The organism is Kitasatospora sp. NPDC001132, from assembly GCF_053598415.1.
Genome location: NZ_JBSFKF010000006.1, coordinates 299,152 through 315,004, shown reverse-complemented (window position 1 = coordinate 315,004; position 15,853 = coordinate 299,152). Strand labels below are relative to the sequence as shown.

Annotated in this window: 13 protein-coding genes; all 13 read right to left on the bottom strand. The window is 74.3% G+C overall.

From position 1 onward, the window contains the following. Positions 1 to 3: 3 nt before the first annotated feature. Positions 4 to 459: a GPW/gp25 family protein gene (locus tag ACWDBE_RS11515; protein WP_449807827.1), complete on the bottom strand. Its 456-nt coding sequence runs from the start codon at positions 457 to 459 to the stop codon at positions 4 to 6. Next, the gene (locus ACWDBE_RS11510; RefSeq protein ID WP_392870837.1) at positions 456 to 788 is read right to left on the bottom strand and encodes a hypothetical protein; all 333 of its coding nucleotides are present in this window, start codon (positions 786 to 788) and stop codon (positions 456 to 458) included. The genes ACWDBE_RS11515 and ACWDBE_RS11510 overlap by 4 nt, the downstream gene beginning before the upstream one ends. Positions 789 to 803: 15 nt before the next feature. Then, positions 804 to 1,313 (bottom strand): phage baseplate assembly protein V, encoded by a 510-nt coding sequence (locus tag ACWDBE_RS11505; protein WP_392870840.1) that lies wholly within the window; start codon positions 1,311 to 1,313, stop codon positions 804 to 806. A 75-nt stretch (positions 1,314 to 1,388) separates the two neighbouring features. Continuing rightward, entirely contained in the window at positions 1,389 to 2,546 is a 1,158-nt protein-coding gene (locus tag ACWDBE_RS11500; protein WP_449807826.1) for a hypothetical protein, read from the bottom strand. Next, a complete protein-coding gene (locus ACWDBE_RS11495) occupies positions 2,539 to 2,892 on the bottom strand; it encodes a hypothetical protein (protein ID WP_449791686.1) in 354 nt (117 codons plus the stop codon). Before ACWDBE_RS11495 ends, ACWDBE_RS11500 begins: the two co-directional genes overlap by 8 nt. Continuing rightward, positions 2,892 to 3,536 carry a CIS tube protein gene (locus tag ACWDBE_RS11490; protein WP_449791687.1) on the bottom strand — a complete coding sequence of 215 codons (645 nt, stop codon included), beginning with the start codon at positions 3,534 to 3,536 and terminating at the stop codon, positions 2,892 to 2,894. The genes ACWDBE_RS11495 and ACWDBE_RS11490 overlap by 1 nt, the downstream gene beginning before the upstream one ends. After that, on the bottom strand, positions 3,536 to 4,111 hold the full coding sequence (locus ACWDBE_RS11485; protein WP_449807825.1) for a HEAT repeat domain-containing protein: 576 nt from the start codon (positions 4,109 to 4,111) through the stop codon (positions 3,536 to 3,538). The genes ACWDBE_RS11490 and ACWDBE_RS11485 overlap by 1 nt, the downstream gene beginning before the upstream one ends. A gap of 59 nt (positions 4,112 to 4,170) precedes the next feature. Then, positions 4,171 to 10,533, bottom strand: a complete 6,363-nt coding sequence (locus ACWDBE_RS11480) for an eCIS core domain-containing protein (protein ID WP_449807824.1) — start codon at positions 10,531 to 10,533, stop codon at positions 4,171 to 4,173. Further along, positions 10,530 to 10,952: a hypothetical protein gene (locus ACWDBE_RS11475; RefSeq protein WP_449807823.1), complete on the bottom strand. Its 423-nt coding sequence runs from the start codon at positions 10,950 to 10,952 to the stop codon at positions 10,530 to 10,532. Before ACWDBE_RS11475 ends, ACWDBE_RS11480 begins: the two co-directional genes overlap by 4 nt. Beyond that, positions 10,943 to 12,973, bottom strand: coding sequence for an ATP-binding protein (locus ACWDBE_RS11470; RefSeq protein ID WP_449807822.1), 2,031 nt, complete (start codon positions 12,971 to 12,973; stop codon positions 10,943 to 10,945). Before ACWDBE_RS11470 ends, ACWDBE_RS11475 begins: the two co-directional genes overlap by 10 nt. 18 nt (positions 12,974 to 12,991) lie before the next feature. Further along, positions 12,992 to 14,260, bottom strand: a complete 1,269-nt coding sequence (locus ACWDBE_RS11465) for a DUF4255 domain-containing protein (RefSeq protein ID WP_449791692.1) — start codon at positions 14,258 to 14,260, stop codon at positions 12,992 to 12,994. Positions 14,261 to 14,294: 34 nt separating this feature from the next. Beyond that, positions 14,295 to 15,026, bottom strand: coding sequence for a hypothetical protein (locus tag ACWDBE_RS11460; protein WP_449807821.1), 732 nt, complete (start codon positions 15,024 to 15,026; stop codon positions 14,295 to 14,297). Further along, the gene (locus ACWDBE_RS11455) at positions 15,019 to 15,843 is read right to left on the bottom strand and encodes a hypothetical protein (protein WP_449807820.1); all 825 of its coding nucleotides are present in this window, start codon (positions 15,841 to 15,843) and stop codon (positions 15,019 to 15,021) included. The genes ACWDBE_RS11460 and ACWDBE_RS11455 overlap by 8 nt, the downstream gene beginning before the upstream one ends. Positions 15,844 to 15,853 lie beyond the last annotated feature (10 nt).

Below are 15,853 nucleotides of genomic sequence, written 5' to 3'. Positions count from 1 at the left end.
CGGTCATGCCGCCACCCCGCCCTCGAACACGTCCTGCCGCTGCGAACCGGTCAGGCGCACGACGTACGCCAACTCGACGCGCACCACGTCGTCCTCGCTCTCCACGTCGAGCGAGACGACCTCGATCACGTCGCCGAGCCACCGCTGCAGCGCCGCCTGGACGGACATCTGCAGGGTGGCCGCCAGCTCCGGGCTGTTCGGCGCGAAGACCAGGTCGAGCAGCCCGCAGCCGAAGTCGGGGTGCATGACCCGCTCGCCGGGGCTGGTGAACAGCAACTGCTCGATCAGGTCCCGCACGTGGTCGTCGTACGCGGCCTCGGCGGTGCGCCCCCGGCTGTCGATCCGGAACGGGAACGCGAGGTCCGTCCGGGCCGGACCGGGCGGCGGACTCGCCGGGTCGACGGTGTGCGGGGCCCGGCCGGCGTTCCCGGAGTGCGTGGCGTGCTGCGTGGTGCTCATACCCCCTCCGCCCGCTGTTGGACGACGGTCACGATCGGCGGCCCCTGCGGGACCTGCTCGGCGCTCTGGCACAGCCCGACGGCGGACCGCGGCAGCGCGGGGGAGCCGTTCACCCGGATCCGGGCGGACGGCACCACCCAGTGGATCGTGACGCAGGGCTGCGGTTTGCCGGCCACGGTGAACGGACAACCGGTCACGGTGTACGGGTCGGCCGTACTGGTGACGGCCTGGCCGGCGACCAGCACCCGGGCCTGGGCGGGCCGGGCCGTCGCCTGGGCGCCGTGCGGGCAGGTCACCGTCGCATTGACGTGCAGCAGATTTCCGGGCACGAGTCTCTCCCCCCGTCAGGTCACGCTCAGGGCGTCCTGGTTGATGGAAACGGTGGCGCCGACGAGCGAGATCGAGGCGCCCTGGCCGTTGCTGATCTGGATGCCCGAGTCGTTGATCACGATCGAGGCCCCGCTCGGTGTGCGGAGGGTGATCCCCGTGGTCGGATCGTCGGACAGGATGATCACCCGCCGCCCCGAGGTCTCCAGCACCGCGTTCGGCGCTCCCGGCGGGCCCGTCCTCGCCTCCACCGGGACCTCCGAGGCGGAGCCGTACCAGCAGCCCGTCCAGATCGGGTAGCTCTGGTCGCCCTGCTCGAACTCCAGCCACACGCCCGCCCCGACCGGCGGAACGGCGTAGTGCCCCATGCCCGGGCCGGCCACCGGGAAGCACGGCATCGCCCAGGTCGACACGGCGTCGCCCAGCACGTCGGGCACCTGGGCCTGGATGCGGCCGATCCCGAGCGGGTCGACGTTGTTCACCACCGTTCCCCGGAACTTGCCGAGGTAGCGGGTCGGTTCGGCCATGCTGGCAACTCCTGGCAGTCGATCGGGGCGGCTGTGGGGCGGCTGCGGGGCGGCTGTGGGGTGGCTGGGGGACGGCTACGGGACGACGGCCGGCTGGAGGGCGATAAGGCCCTCGCGGGCCAGCGTGAAGTTCTGGGTGTACGAGCCGCGCTTGAGGTTGTGGGTGACGCTCTTGACGAAGTACAGGCCGTCATAGGTGAGCCCGGCGCCGCGCACTCCGACCAGCTCGCGCGGCCGCAGGACGTGGCCGTACCGCACGACGTCGAGCTGGCCGGAGCCCGAGACGGCGTCCGCCGACTGCATCGCCTGGGCGATGGTCTCGGCGACGGCCTGGGAGGTGTCCTTCTTGGCGGTGTCGGCGATGACCTTCTTCTTCAGCGCCGGCGCGGGCCTGAGCGCGAGCGGCGGGCGCAGGATGCTGACCTCCGGCACCGGCAGGATCGCGGAGACCTTGGTCGCGGGCAGCTGGATGCGGGCCTCCGGCTCCTCGCGGGCGGTCCCGTCGAGGGCGAAGGTCAGCTGGTCGACGTTGGACAGCCCGTCCATGTTGACGTTCAGCGCGTGCTGCGGGACGCCGAGCCGGTTCTCCGGCCCCCAGTAGGCGCGGCTCGTCCCGGGGACCGGGCCGGGGTCGAGGTAGAACACGTAGCCGTTGGCCTTCGCCAGCTCGTTGACGTACCCGAGGTCGGTGCCCTTCTGGAAGTCGATCCGCCGGGTGGGCATCGGCGTCTGCGGCACCAGCTCGGGGATGACCAGCGGCACGATGCCGTACTGCCCGTACTTTCCGATGATCGCGGCGACCCGGGCCGCCGGGGACATCGCCGGGAAGGGCACGCCGGCCTGCTCCTCCAGGTCCATCAGCACCGTCAGGTCCTCGCCGGTGACGGTGAGCGTGGACTGGCCGGGCTGGTTGCTGATGCCGACCTCCTGGCGGATGATCACACCGTCCATCAGCACGCTCGGGGTGCCCGAGACGACCACCATCAGCACGACCCTGATCTTCGGATCGAAGAAGCCGCCCGGCAGCAGCGCGGTGTTGATCAGCCCCCGCTTCGACAGGTCGAAGGCCAGCTGGAACCCGCTGCGCTGCCCGGACGCCACCGTGACCTGCGCCGACAGCAGGGCGTCGGTCACCGGCTGCGGCACCGGCACCGGGATCTGCGGGCCCATCAGCAGGGTGAGGTGGATCGACCCGACCGACCCGCCCCCCGTGACGGCCGAGGCCTCAGGCATTCCCCACCCCCGGCACCCCGCCCGGCAGCGCTACGGTGATCCGCCGGCCCGGCGTCGCGGTCAACTCCCGTGGATCGAGAACCGGGTTGGCGTCGGCGATCCGCCACCACTGGTCGGCGCGGCCGAGGTAGCGGTACGCGAGCAGATCGGGGCGGTCACCCGCACCGACGACGTGCTCGGCGAGCGGGGTCAGGCCGTCCGGGCTCGGCAGCAACCGCCGCCTCAGGTACGGCACCTGCCGCCCGTCCGGCTCCGTGTGCAGCGCGACCGGGACGTCGTGGTACCGGCTGGTCGGCGGGTACGGCGAGGGCGCGGGCAGCGCGTTCAGCGGCTGGTCGACGGTCATCACAGCCCCCCGCCCAGTCCGAGCGCGCTCAGCCGCCCGTCGGCCGCGGTGCCCACCAGCCGCTCCTTCTGCACCAGGTGCGCCAGGTAGAGCTCGGCACCGCGGTGCCCGGCCGGCAGGTCGTTGACGGTCAGGACGCGCAGGCCGATGGCGACGGTGGCCCTGATCGGGTTCAGGTCGATGTCGAACGCCTCCTCGGTGATGGTGAGTTCGGTCAACCGCACGGGCAGGATCCGCTTGCCGCCCCAGGTGAACAGCGTGAGCGGCGCCTCGACCGGCGTGATCTCCAGCGTCCCCACCGCGGCCAGCGCCTGGTTCGCCCGCAGCTGCGAACTGGCCGGCTGCGCCAGCAACTCCAGGGCGGCCAACTGCGGATGGATGCCGTTCGGCGCCGGCACGTCCAACTGGTCCGTCGCGTCCAGCTCCGCGGTGAACTTCCACGTCTCCACCGCCGGCCCCTTCAACCGCAACGCCTCCGTCCGGTCCCCGCTCCCGTCCGCCCCCGCCACCTGCGGAGCCAACGACCGCTCCAGACTGTCCGGATTGAACTGCAGCACGACCACCCGCTGCGGCGTCCCCCGCAACGCGTCGACGATGACCAGCCCGGCCCTGATCGGCCTGGGGGCGTCCGCGTACCCGGCCATCAGGAGTCGTCCTCCGGCCGGGCCGGCTCCTCCAGCAGCCGAAGGGCGATCCCCGCCTCGCGGACGACCTCGGGGTCCGCGTCGTGGGCGACCACGTCCGCCAGCGGCTCCCGGTATTCGGGCCACTCGGAGTACACCATGGCTTGAACCGCGGCTCGACGGACCCTGGGATCCTTGTGCCGGACCGCCTCCAGGACGCGCATGACCACGGAGCCCACCGCCCGCTTCGGGGATCCGGCGCCCAGGAGCAACACGGACCTCGCCTGCTCGATCGGGTAGACGCACACGTCGAAGTTGGTCTCCAGGTCGTCGACGCTCCAGAAGTCCAGCGCGGCCTCCAGCCGCGCTGACGCCTCCTGGACCCGCGCACGGTCGTCACCGGCGACGACCATGTACCGGGCGTCGACGAACTCGTCCGCGACGTAGTGCGCCGACAGGCCGCCGGGCAGTGACCACTTCGCCTCGTAGTGGGCCTGGGTCTCCGGATCCCGGGCGATGTCCCCCTCGTAGGTCCATCCATCGGCCTCGGCGAAGGCCCGGATCTCGGCGTTGTCCACGGAATCGTGGAGAATCAAGCGCCGACCCGTGTGTCGTCCGGTGGTCATCCACCCTCCAATTCGGTGCGTTCCAGGCCTCACAGGCCGTAAATCTCGTAGATGTGAGCCCGGATGTGCGCGAACAGTCTCTCCTTGCCCTCGCTGCCCGCGAAGTCGAGCTCGAGCGTCGCGGCCCAGGCCTTGAGGAACGCCACCTCGCGTTCGGCCATGGCGTCGGCCTTGCGCGTGGTCCTCACTTCTCCCGTCCGGGCGGCCTCGCCCCAGGCGTGTTGGACGTAGGCCTGCTTCCAGGACTCCATCTCGGCGTGTGCCTTCGCCCGGTCTTCCTCGGACGCGTTCTTGTTGTTCATCACGGTCCGAACCTCCTTGCGCCTCTTGGCCGGTATCCCCTGGTTCGTGAGGAAGCGGGCCTGGCTGACGCCTGTCAGCTGCTGGAGCTCGGCCGGGCCGAGCCCCTCCTGCGCGGCGAGCGCCTGCATGCGTCGGGCGAGCACGTCCGAGTCGCTGGTCGAGGACTTCAACTCCTTGAACTTGAGGGCGAGATCGAGCTGGCGGGCCTCACTCTGCGCCCCCTTCGGTGCCAGCGGCAGTTTGTTGACGGCTTCGTCCAGGTTGGTCATTCCGGCGGCGCGCCGCTTCTTGTCGAACTTGCCGGAATCCTCGGTGGCGACCTTGTAGGCCATCGCCCGGTAGACCACGTCGCTGGGCGACCGGTTGTGCTCGACGGCACCGAGGGTGTGGAGGAACGTCCGCCTGCCGTCCGGGATGGCGTCCGCGCCCTCCGGTGCGGGGCCCCCGCCCAGATCGGCGAGCATCGCACGGGCGATCTTCTCCTGTTCCGGCCCCGACATGCCGTTGAACATGCTCGGATAGTCGTGAGGGAGCCGTTCGGCGGCACTTCCGTGCGGCGAAACCACCTGGTTGCGTGGACTGTTGAACCCCTGTTTGAGTCCCACGGTCGCGCCGTTCGGGCCCTCGACCGTCTGGTAGCTCCCGTCCGGGAAGGCCAGCTTGCGGAACCTGTTCGCCATGGACACGGAATCGATCCTGTCACCGGTGGATATCCGCTTGTTCTGCTGGTCGTACCCGATGCCCTCCGTGTTCTCCACGTGTCGTGACGAACCCCGGACCTCGTCCGCCACCGTGCGGATGAATTCCAGGAGTTCGGTGCGATCGAGCTCCACTCCCGCGACCGTGACCTTCTCCGGGTTCAGCAGCGCGCGGATGACGAACCGCGGGAGACCGCTCAGCTCGAGCCCGGTCAGCCGGTACCAGGCACGCAGCGCCCGCAGTACCGCTCCCAGGGCCTGCCTCCGGATCCCCTTGCCGAGGAGCCGCGTCAGACGCGGCTGCAGGCGGGCGACGATCAGGTCGAGCCGCTGCTGCTTCGCCTGGGGCGAGTTCTCGTGGGCGCGGCGCTCGGCGCGCTGTTGCCGGCGCTTCTGCTGCCAGGCGCGGAGGCGCTCGCGTTGCCTGCGGTAGGCGTCGCGGATGCGGTGGGCGCCGTTGGTGAGGGCGCGGCCGAGCTTGCTGTGGAGGAGCTTGCGGCCGAGGGCGCGGGCGGCGGTGCGGACGCGGTTGAGGGCGGCCCTGACGGTCTGGCGGGAGGCGTTGAGGGCGCGGCCGACGGGGGAGGTGGGGCGGCGGCGGGGGGTGGGCTTCGGGCGGGTGACCTCGCGGCGCGGGCGTCCAGGGGCGAGTGCCGGCCGCTTCGCGTGTTCGATGGTGTGCCGGGCGGGTCCGGTGCGGGCGGGGCGGGTGGCGGTCCGGCTGGGGGAGGGGCGCCGGCGGAGCGACCGGGTGGCCCGGCGCAGGCTCGCCCTGGCCTTGTCGACGGCCCGTCCGGCCGCCTTGCGGGCGCCCCGGCCGGCCCTGGCGAGGCCCTGCAGGATCCGCTGGGCGATCCCCTTGAGTTTGGTGCCGACGGCCTTCCCGGCTCCCTTGAGCTTGCTGAGCAGGAAGTTGGAGATGAAGTCGAGCAGTGCGACCACGCCCGCCGCGACCGCGTCGGCGAACAGGCAGGCGGCCGATCCGGACTTGACGGCCTTGAGGAAGGCGACGAACTTCCCGATCGCGGCGATGATCCTGCTGATGGTGTTCCACGCCGCGACCAGGCCCTGGATGACGGCCATGATCGCACCGGCCGCCGGCACGATCATCGACACCAGCTTCTCGACGACGATCGAGACGATCATTCCGGGCAGCGCCGCCACGATCGCCTGCCAGGCCATCCGTCCGATCTGGGCCATCGAGATGCAGCCCTTGACCAGGACGTTGACGATGGTGGAGGTCAGGCCGACGACCGACTCCACCTTGTCGTTGAACCACTGCTTCACCGCGCTCTTGATCGCGCCCCACAGGTAGTGCTGGATGCCGTCGATCGCCGCGGTGCCGAGCTTCTTCAGCCACCCGCCCGGGTCGGGGGCGATGTCGCCGATCAGCGCCGCGAACTCGCCGAACACCGCGATCGCCTTCTGCACGAAGTCGATGGCGTCCATCACCGCTTTGCGGACGGCCTCGATGGCGGCCTTCAGCCCCGCCTCCAGCGCGTCCAGCAGTGCGTTCAGCCCGGCCGCCAGCGCGTCGAGCAGCTTGTTGACGGCGTTCTTCAGCTTGTCGGCCCACTCGTTGACCTTGGCGACGGCCTTGTCGCGCCACTCCTCGATCTTCCTGCGGAACTTGTCCCGCAGCTCGGGGAAGGCCGCCAGCAGCACGTCGCAGATCTTGATCAGCGCGTCCGCGAGCTTGTCGATCAGGTCGACGACGAACTTCCGCGCCTGGTCGATCGCCCAGTTCGCGAACTTGCGGAAGCCGTCGATGATGTCGTTGATCAGGCCGCGGAAGTAGTCGAAGACCTTGGTGACCGCCTCGACCAGCGCGTCGAAGGCCGCCTTGACCTTGGACTTGACCCAGCCCCACCAGCCCTCGGACTCCTCCTTCTTGCGGTCCTTCTCCTTCTGCGCCTTCTCCTCGGCCTCCTTCCGCTTGTCCTGGATCTTCTGGTTGTCCTGCTGCTGACGGTCCTGGACGTCCTTGTCGGCCTCGGTCCGCTTCCCGTCGATCCGCCCGGTCTTGTCCTTGTGCTCGGCGTCGGCGTCCTGGTCCGCGCCGGAGACCTTCTGGTCCTGCTCGGTGCGCCACTGCTCGCGCTCGGCCCTGACCTTCTCCGCGGCGTCGCCCCGCTCGCCGGCCTGGGCCTGGGCGTCGTCGGCCACCGCCTGGTCGATCTCGGCCTGGTTCTGCCGACGCGCGTCGGCCTCGCCCTGCTTCTGCTTGGCCTGCTCGGAGCCCAGCCGGCCCTGGCCCTCACCGACGGCGGCCTGGATCTGCGGCCCGCGCTCCTGCTGGGTGACGATGCCGATGCCCGGCTTGGTGTCGGCCGCGCGTCCGGCGCCGGCGCCGGCGCCCCCGCGCCCGCGGCCGCCGCCCGGTACGGAGGCGGTGAGGGTCTCCTTCGGCACGTCCGGGTAGATCCGGTCCTCGCCCATCGGCTTGGCGGCGTCCTCCCGGCCGACGCCGAGGATCCTGGCGGAGCTGTCCTTGAGCTTCGCCGCCTGCCGGTCGGTGCGCGCCGGGTCGCTCTCGCCGGTCAGTTCGACCCTGGGGGCCGGGCCGACGGTGGTGTTCAGCGCCGGGTCGGTCGAGGGCACCCCGTCGACGGCCCCCTGGACCTGCTGCACCTCCTGCGCCGAGACCTGGCCGCTCGCGTCGTCGGCGACGTGGGGATCGGCGACCCGGTCGGCGGGGTTGCGGCCCCCGACCTTCTTCTGCTCGGCCTGCTGCTGCCCGCCGTCCGCGCCCTCCGGACCGACCCGCTCCAGCCGCTCCGTCACCGCCTCGGCCGGCGGCGCGGCCTCGGGCGGCCCGGACTGGGTCTGCGGGGCCCCGGACGGGCGCTGGACGGCGGGCGGGGCCGCCTGCAGCCGGGCGTGCTGCTCGCCGACCGTACGGTCCACCGAACCGTCCACGCCGTCCAGCGTGGCGGCCATCTGATCGGGCGGCAGGCTCGCGGCGGTGGCGAGTGCGCCCTGGGGGTCCTGGCCGGAGACGTCGGGCGGGGCCGGTTTCTCCTGCCGCTCGGCGGGGGCTCCGGCCGCGCCGCCCCCGGCCCCGGCCGCGCAGCCGCCTCCGGCACCACCGGCGCCACCGTCCGGCTCCGCCTCGGTGGTGGGCTGCTGGGGGCCCGCGCAGGAGCCGCCGCCGGACTCCAGGGAGGCGTCCGGGGCGGGCTGGGCGCTGAGTCCGCCCGGTGCGTCGGACTGCTCGGCCGCCGGACCGGCGGCGGCGTCGGACGGTGCGGCGGCGTCGGACGGCGCGGAGGTGGACGGCGCGGTGTCGGGCTCGGCCCCGGGCGCGCTCTCCGGGCCGTCGGCGCCGATTGATCCCGCCCCGGTGGGGGCGGCGGTACGCTCCCGGGCGCTCGGCTTCTCGGAGTCCCGCGCCTCGGCGGCGGGCTCTTCCGGCTGCTGCTCCTGCGGCTCCTGCTGCGGGTCCGGCTCCGCCTGCGGCTCCGGGGCCGGAGCCGCAGCAGGAGCGGCAGCGTGGCCCTGGGCCGGATCGGGACCCACCTCCTGCTCGACCGGCTGTTCCGGCTGGAGGTCACGGCTGCCGCGGTTTTCGGCCTCCACGGCCTCCGCAGCCTGCCCGGCGGGCCCTGCCGTCCCTGCCGTCCCTGCAGTCCCTGCCGTCCCGGCGTCCGCGGCGGGGGCAGGCTCGGGTGAGGCCGCCGGCTCCTCGTCGCTCTCCGGTCGGCTCGCCCGCTCCTCCTGGACCGCCTCGGCCTTGGTCGCGGGCGGCTCGGGGAACGCCGGCGCCTCGGCGTTCGCGCCGGTCGCGCCGTCCGCCGACTGCGGGATCCGGTCGACGGTCGGGACGGCGGACACGTCGAGGTCCGACGTGGGCAGGAAGTCGGCGGGCCCCAGCTCCGGCTCGGCGGCGGCCGACTGCGGCGGCTGCTCCCGGTCCGCGTCGGCGGTGTCGTGGACCTCGGCCTCCGCGCCGGGCTCCATGCCCAACGGCCGTTCCTCGTCCCGGGGTTCGCCCTGCGCTTGGTCGTCCTTGAGCAGTCCGTGCCGGGTGAGCGGGCTGTCCGGGGCCTGCGCGATCGCGTCCAGGCGCTCGGGTTTGACGGGCGCGGGCTGCGGCGGTGGGAGGGCGGCCGGCTCCTTCGGGGTCGTACCGGCCGAGGGCTGGGCGGCGGCGTCCGGCTGCCCGGCTTCGGGCGCCCCGGTCACGGGGGCGTCCCCTGCCCGGCCCGCCTCCTCCGCCGCGGCGGGTGCCTCCGATGCCGTCCCGGGAGCCGCTGCGGACGCCTCCGGGGCGGCCTCGGGCTGCCCCGTCGGTGCTGCACTCTGTGGCGTACTCTCCGGTGTACTCTGCGGCGCCCGCTCGTCCTTGCCGTCCGCGGGCGGTGCTTGCTGTTCCTCCTGCTGCTTCGGGCCCCGCTCGGTGCCCGCTTCGTCGTCCCGGCCCTTGCCGTCCTGGCCCTTGGGGTGCTTGCGCCGTCCCTTCGGGCCGTCCGGCCGGTCCGCCTCCTGGTCCGGCTGCCGGTCCCGCGCCTGCCCGGGCTCGTCGGTCCTCCCGTCGCCGGCCCGCTCGTCGCCGCTCCGTTCGTCGCCGGTCCGCTCGGCGGCGCCGGTGACCGGCTCGGGCGTCTGGGCGCCGTCGATGTCGGCCGGGCGGTGCTCGGCGGCCTCGACCAGCTCCAGCACCCGGGTGTAGTCCGAGGAGGGCATCCGGTCCGCCAGGCGTGCGAGCACGGATTCCTGCAACTCGGGTGCGAAGCGCGCGAGTTGCAGGCGTACCCTGCCGGAGGAGTCGGTCGGGTCGCCGCGCAGCGAGCGCAGGATGCCGGCCGCCAGCCGCTCGACCAGGGTGGCCGGGTCGAGCCGCTCGGTGCGGAACCGGTCGGCGTCGACGGTCGCGTAGCGGAGCCAGCCCGGTGTGGCACCCGGCGTGGTAGTCGGCGTCGCCGCCGTCGGCCGGTCGGCGCGTGCGCCGTACTCCGCCTCCCGTTCGATCGCGTCCAGCGGCAGGCTGACCGCGCCCAGGTCACGGCCGGCCCGCAGCGCGCCGAGCGGGTCCGGGGCCTGGACGGTGTGCAGCAGCTCGTGGGTGAGCAGCCGTCGGCCGTCCTCGGCGGCCGGCCGGTACTTGCCCTCGCCGAAGAAGAGGTCCGGGCCGACGGCGACGGCGTCCGCGCCGATCAGCTCGGTCAGCGCGGCGGAGTCCCGGTCGGTGTGCACCCGGACCCGGCTGAGGTCGTGTCCGAGCCGCGCCTCCAACTCCCGCCGCACGCCCGGGTCGAGCGGCTGGCCGGCGCCGGAGACGATCTCCTTCGGCTCGGGCGTACGGGCCTTCGGCGTCCGCGTCCTGCGCCGGGCCGCGCCCTGCTTGGTGTCCGGCGCGGAGTCCTTCGCGGTGGCGGTGGGTCGCGTCATGTCCGCCCCCGTCCCGGCGGCCGGGCACCGCCGGATCGCCCGGATCGCCCTGACGGCCCGGACAGCCCGCTGTGCACGGCGCGGGCGAGGGCCTCGCCGAGCCGCTGCGGTGAGACGCCCGCCGGCAGCGGCGGCAGCCCGGAGAGCACGTCCAGCGTGCGGTCGCCGCCGACCGCGAGCGGCACGCCGCGCGCCTCGACCAGGCGGGTCAGTTCGCTCCGGAACGCCGCCGCCAGCCGGTCGTGGTCGATCCGCGCGAAGCCGTCGAGGACCAGTTCGCCGATCTCGACCTCGATCCGCCCGGTGTTCCCCAGGCCGGTGTCGCTCCACCCGATGCCCTCACGCCCGGCGCCCTCACGCCCGATGCCCTCACGCCCGGTGCCCTGCCGCCCCGTCTCCGCCCCCTCGGTCAGATCCATCCGCCGACCTCCGAGGGCGTCAGTGAGCGCTCCAGCTTCAGGTACTCGGTGCGCGCGGCGGCCAGCAGGTGCCGCATCTGCATCGGGCAGCCCTCGTCGGCGGCCTGGAAGGCGGCGGACAGCGCGATGTTGCGGATGGAGCCGCCGGCCACCGTGAGCTGGGCGAGCCGCTGCGGATCGATGCCCTCGCTGGGGGTCTGCTCGGGGATGACCCGCCGCCAGATCTCGGCGCGCTCCGGCACCCCGGGGAACGGGAAGTCGACCACGAACCTGATCCGCCGCATGAACGCCGGGTCCAGCGCCTTCTTCATGTTGGTGGTGAGCACGGCCAGGCCCCGGTAGGCCTCCATCCTCATCAGCAGGTAGCTGACCTCGAGGTTGGCGTAGCGGTCGTGGCTGTCCTTGATCTCGCTGCGCTTGCCGAACAGCGCGTCGGCCTCGTCGAACAGCAGCAGCGCGCCGCCGCGTTCGGCCGCGTCGAAGACCCGTCGGAGGTTCTTCTCGGTCTCGCCGATGTACTTGCTGACGACCTGGGAGAGGTCGATGACGAACAGGTCCACGCCGAGCTGTCCGGCGACGACCTCGGCCGCCAGCGTCTTCCCGGTGCCCGACCCGCCGGCGAACAGCGCGGTGACGCCGAGACCCCGGCGCAGCACGGACTCGAACCCCCACTCCTGGTAGACCGTGCCGCGACGGCGGACGTGGGCGACGATCTCGCGCAGCGTCGCGCGCTGGCGCTCCTCCAGCACCAGGTCCTCCCAGTCGGCGCGCGGCTCGACCCGCCGGCCCAGCTCGTCCAGGGACATCCGGGCCTCCACCAGTCCGGCCTGCCACGCCAGTGGGCTGACGCCCCGGCCGTCCTCGGCCGCCCGCCGGGCCGTCGCCGCGGCCGAACGGATCACATGGCCGGGCAGGGAGAACTGCGCGGCCAGCGCCCGGAGTTCGCCCTCGGTGACGCCCGGTGCACCGTCCAGCGCCGCGCCCCAGATCGCCAGCTGCTCCTCGGGGCCGAGCGCGGGCACCGTCAGCCGGGCGCGGTCCGACACCCCCGCCGGCGGCGGCTCGTCGCCGGACACCACCAGCGGCACCCCCAGGCTCGCCAGGAAGGCCTCCGTCCCGTTCGGGGCCGGCCGGCGCTCCCCGCCCGGCTCCCCGCCCTCGACCAGCAGCGCGGCCGGGATCAGGATCGCCTCCCGCTGCCACAGCCGGGCGAGTTGCTCGCGCTCGGCGGGCTCGGTGGGCAGGTCCTCGCGGTGTGCGGCGTAGAGGCCGAGCCCGGCGCGGTGGGCCGCCGCCGCCGCGATCTCCCAGCGGGTACGGCGGTCGGCGCCGGTCAGTTCGGTGTGCGGCGGGCCGGACAGCCCGGCCGCGGTCCACCCGTGTGCCAGCTCGGCCGCGCACCGCTCGTGCGGGTCGGGCAGTTCGCCGGGCGGTCCGACCCGGGTGAGCAGCCCGTGCAGCCGCACGTCGAGGTACGGCACACCGACCAGGAAGTGCAGCACCCGCTCGTCGATCCGCAGCCGGGAGGCGGTGAGCGCCGTCTCGTCGTCCAGTTCGACCAGCCGGAAGCGGCGCAGCGGGGCCACCGGGGTGAGCGCGCTCCAGTGCGGCTGGTCCAGGGCGGCGAGGGCGAGCGAGAAGGACGGGTACGCGCGCCCGGGGTCGCCGCCCGCCGCGGCGCAGCGGGCGGCGGCGGTGGGGTCGATCACGGGGGCGGCGGCCAGCACGAGGACGTCGCGCTCGAACGGGGTGAGTCCGAAGGAGGCGCTGAGCGCGTCCAGGGCGGTGGCGGTCGGTCGGCGCCCACCCCGGCGGCCGACAGCGGTGGACGGCATGGGCTTTTCGGACGCCGCGGGCTCACCGGACGCCGCGGGCCCGGATCCGTCGGACGCCGCCCGGTCGGTGCGGCCCGCCGCGTGCGCGTCGAGCCGTTCGAGGACGGCGGCGACCGCGGCCGACAGCGACCGCAGGTGCGCATCGTCCGCCGGGCCGTCGCGGCCCTGCCTCCGGCGCGTGCTCATCTCTCCCCCGTCCTGCGGTCAGTGCGTCAGGTCCACGACGGGCCCGGCGAAGGACCCGTCCCCGGAAACCGTCAACTCGCTCGGCACGCCGTCCACTTGGACCCGGGCCAGGTACGTCGTCGGGCGGACGCCGACGACCGGCACCCGGACCGTGAACGGGTCGGTGCGCGGCTGCGGCGGCGCGGGCGCGCGGAACTGGTGGCTGGCCCCCGGCCGTCCGGCGGGCGGGTGCAACTCGTCCAGCAGCAGCAGGACCTGCTGGTCGTCCCGGAGCGGCAGGTCCAGTCGGACGTCCAGCCGGGCCGACACCCCGGCCGGTCCGTCCGTGCGGCCCGCCGTGCCGATCGGCGCGACGATCCGCGGTTGCCGGGCGAAGGTCTGCGCGTTGGACTCCACGGCGAGGTGGTCGGCGGCGGGCCGGCCGTCCAGCGCCAGTCCGTGCAGCACCTGCACCTGGTACACCCCGGGCGGCAGGTCCTCCGGTACGGCGACGACCAGCCGGTCGTCCCGGACGCCACCGGGGTCGACCGCCACCCGCCGCTCGCCGAGCCGGGCCACGACCAGGTCCGCGCGCAGGCCGGAGCCCTCCACCACCAGCTCCCGGTCCTTGGTCACCGGCCCGTCCTCGGGGGCGCCCGCGGACCCGGCCGGCCGGGAGAGCACCCGATCGACGACCGGACCGCGGGACGGCACGGCCCGCACCGTACGGCGCAGCACCGGCTTGCCGGCCACCGGGTCGGTCCTGCCCTCCACGAGGACGGCGGTGGCCTGGTAGACCACGGACAGCGCGTACGGCGTCTGGAGCAGGGTGCTCCACAGCTTGGACAGCTCCTCGAGGTCCATCGTGGTGGGGGTGAAGCGCACGCGCTGCGGCGAGGCGGCCAGGTCCGCCCCGACCAGGTACGGCTGGGCAGTCGCCTCGTCGATCAACTGCCGTGACAGCACCGGCTGTTCGGTCAGCGCCCGGACCACGCAGCCGAGCAGTCGCTGCCCGACCAGCTGGGTCTCCTCGCCGTAGCAGCTGATCAGGTAGTGCAGGTCGAGGGCGGCGGTCGGTCGGGTGAGCACGGTGCCGTCCGTCGCGCGGGTGGGCGCGTCGCGGTTGCGCAGCGCGGCGTTGGGCGTGACCTGGTACAGGAAGACGGTGACGGTCGGGTCGGCGGGCGGCTCGGTGAGCGGCCTGCGGACGCCGACCTCGACCGCGAAGGGGATGTCGGGCGAGAGCGCGCGGGTGATGAGCAGCCGCAGCGCCTCGCTCACGGTCGCGATCGCGAGGTGGTTGCTCATGGTGTCCGCTCCCTCGACGCGCCCACCCGCCCGGTCATGACGGCTCCCGGTTGAGGTACCTGTCCAGGTCGACGGCCGGGGCCGGGCGGGCCGCCGCCGGCCTGCGCGGCCCGACCGGGGTGCGCTCGGCGGCCCTGACCTCGACCCGCCCGATCTGGACCCGCACCACCCGCTCGACGGGCCGCTGCCGCCCGCGGTCCCCGCTCCCGGGCGCGTGGCCCAGGGCTGCCGCCAGGGCGGCCCGCCGTCCGGACGCCGGTGCGACGGCGGGCCGAACCGGTACGGGCGGTACCCCGGCAGCCCGGGGGGCGGCCGTCCGGGACGGTGCGGTGCCGGGCGGCGCGGTGCCGGCCGGCGGGGCCGCCGGGCGGGCGGCCCGGGCCCGCACCACCGGCTCGACGGCCGGCGCGGCGGCGGGGGCGATCGGCGGCGCGACCAGCAGCGGCGTGCGTGGCGGCGGAAGGACGGGCGCGGCCGCCGGCCGGTCGTCGTGGGCCGCCGTTCGGGGCGCTCCCTCGATCGGGGCCGGACGCGGTACCGCCGTCGGCCGGGGGAGCGGCGCGGCAGCCGGCCGCACGTCCGGCCGGTCCGGGGCGGCCGACTCCCCGTCGACGTCCGGCCGGGCCGGACCGAGACCGTCGATCCGTTCGAAGGGCCCGGGCAGGCGCGGCCGCACGCGCACCACGGCCTCGGGCCCGGCGTCGGACCCGGACCCGGCCCGGTTCCGGGCGCCCTTCGCGACCAGGCGGTCGAAGTGGTCAGGCATCTGCACACAGCTCCAGGTAGTAGCGGCGCCGCAGCGGGCTGAGCGCCAGGATCTCCGCCTCGCTCCAGCCGTAGGCGGTGGCCAGGAGATGGACGTCGAGCAGGGTCGCCCGGGCCCAGTCGTCCAGCTCCTCCCAGAGGTAGGAGGCGATGTCCAGCTCGGCGAGGACCTGCCGGCCGCACTCGGGGCAGCTGAGGTTCAGCCGGACGTCCGCGCACGGGTCGGCCGCGGCGGCGGTCTCGGCGATGCGCCGTTGGACCGGTTCGGGGAGTTGCCGGGCGGCCACCGGCTCCCCGCCGTGCTCGGCGGTCAGCACGCACCGCTCCAGCAGGACGGCCCTGCCCCGGCCCGCGGGGGCCTGTTCGGCGGCTGCCACGTCACCGGCGGTGGGCAGCCGGAAGCCGACCCGCCAGCCGTCCAGTTCCACCCGCAGCGGCCCGGCTCGGCCCGGCCGGGCGCCGTCGCCCGACTCCGCGGCGCCACCTGACTTCGCGATACCGCCCGACTCCGCAGCGCCACCCGACTTCCCGGTACCGCCCGACACCGCCGAACCGGCCAACTGCCGGGCGTCGAAGGCGAACTCCATCTCCTCCGCACAACCCGGGCAGCCGGCCCGCACGTTCAGCTGCTCGCCGAACAACTCCACACGCAGGCCGAACAGTTCGGCGTCCCGCTCGCCGAGCGGTACGGCCAGCAGCTCCGCCGTCCCCGCCCCGGGGCGGGCGACGGTGTGCAGCAGCAGGGCCCGCCCGCTGCGGCCCGCCGCCAGCCCGGCCTCCCAGGTGGCCAACAGGGCTGCCTGTCCGGCGAGTTCCATCGGTCCCCGC

What these genes read in the sequence shown, in the direction of transcription:
- ACWDBE_RS11515 (WP_449807827.1), bottom strand. Translation starts at nt 459, where the DNA reads ATGAGCACCACGCAGCACGCCACGCACTCCGGGAACGCCGGCCGGGCC.
- ACWDBE_RS11505 (WP_392870840.1), bottom strand. Translation starts at nt 1,313, where the DNA reads ATGGCCGAACCGACCCGCTACCTCGGCAAGTTCCGGGGAACGGTGGTG.
- ACWDBE_RS11500 (WP_449807826.1), bottom strand. Translation starts at nt 2,546, where the DNA reads ATGCCTGAGGCCTCGGCCGTCACGGGGGGCGGGTCGGTCGGGTCGATC.
- ACWDBE_RS11495 (WP_449791686.1), bottom strand. Translation starts at nt 2,892, where the DNA reads ATGACCGTCGACCAGCCGCTGAACGCGCTGCCCGCGCCCTCGCCGTAC.
- ACWDBE_RS11490 (WP_449791687.1), bottom strand. Translation starts at nt 3,536, where the DNA reads ATGGCCGGGTACGCGGACGCCCCCAGGCCGATCAGGGCCGGGCTGGTC.
- ACWDBE_RS11480 (WP_449807824.1), bottom strand. Translation starts at nt 10,533, where the DNA reads ATGACGCGACCCACCGCCACCGCGAAGGACTCCGCGCCGGACACCAAG.
- ACWDBE_RS11475 (WP_449807823.1), bottom strand. Translation starts at nt 10,952, where the DNA reads ATGGATCTGACCGAGGGGGCGGAGACGGGGCGGCAGGGCACCGGGCGT.
- ACWDBE_RS11470 (WP_449807822.1), bottom strand. Translation starts at nt 12,973, where the DNA reads ATGAGCACGCGCCGGAGGCAGGGCCGCGACGGCCCGGCGGACGATGCG.
- ACWDBE_RS11465 (WP_449791692.1), bottom strand. Translation starts at nt 14,260, where the DNA reads ATGAGCAACCACCTCGCGATCGCGACCGTGAGCGAGGCGCTGCGGCTG.
- ACWDBE_RS11460 (WP_449807821.1), bottom strand. Translation starts at nt 15,026, where the DNA reads ATGCCTGACCACTTCGACCGCCTGGTCGCGAAGGGCGCCCGGAACCGG.
- ACWDBE_RS11455 (WP_449807820.1), bottom strand. Translation starts at nt 15,843, where the DNA reads ATGGAACTCGCCGGACAGGCAGCCCTGTTGGCCACCTGGGAGGCCGGG.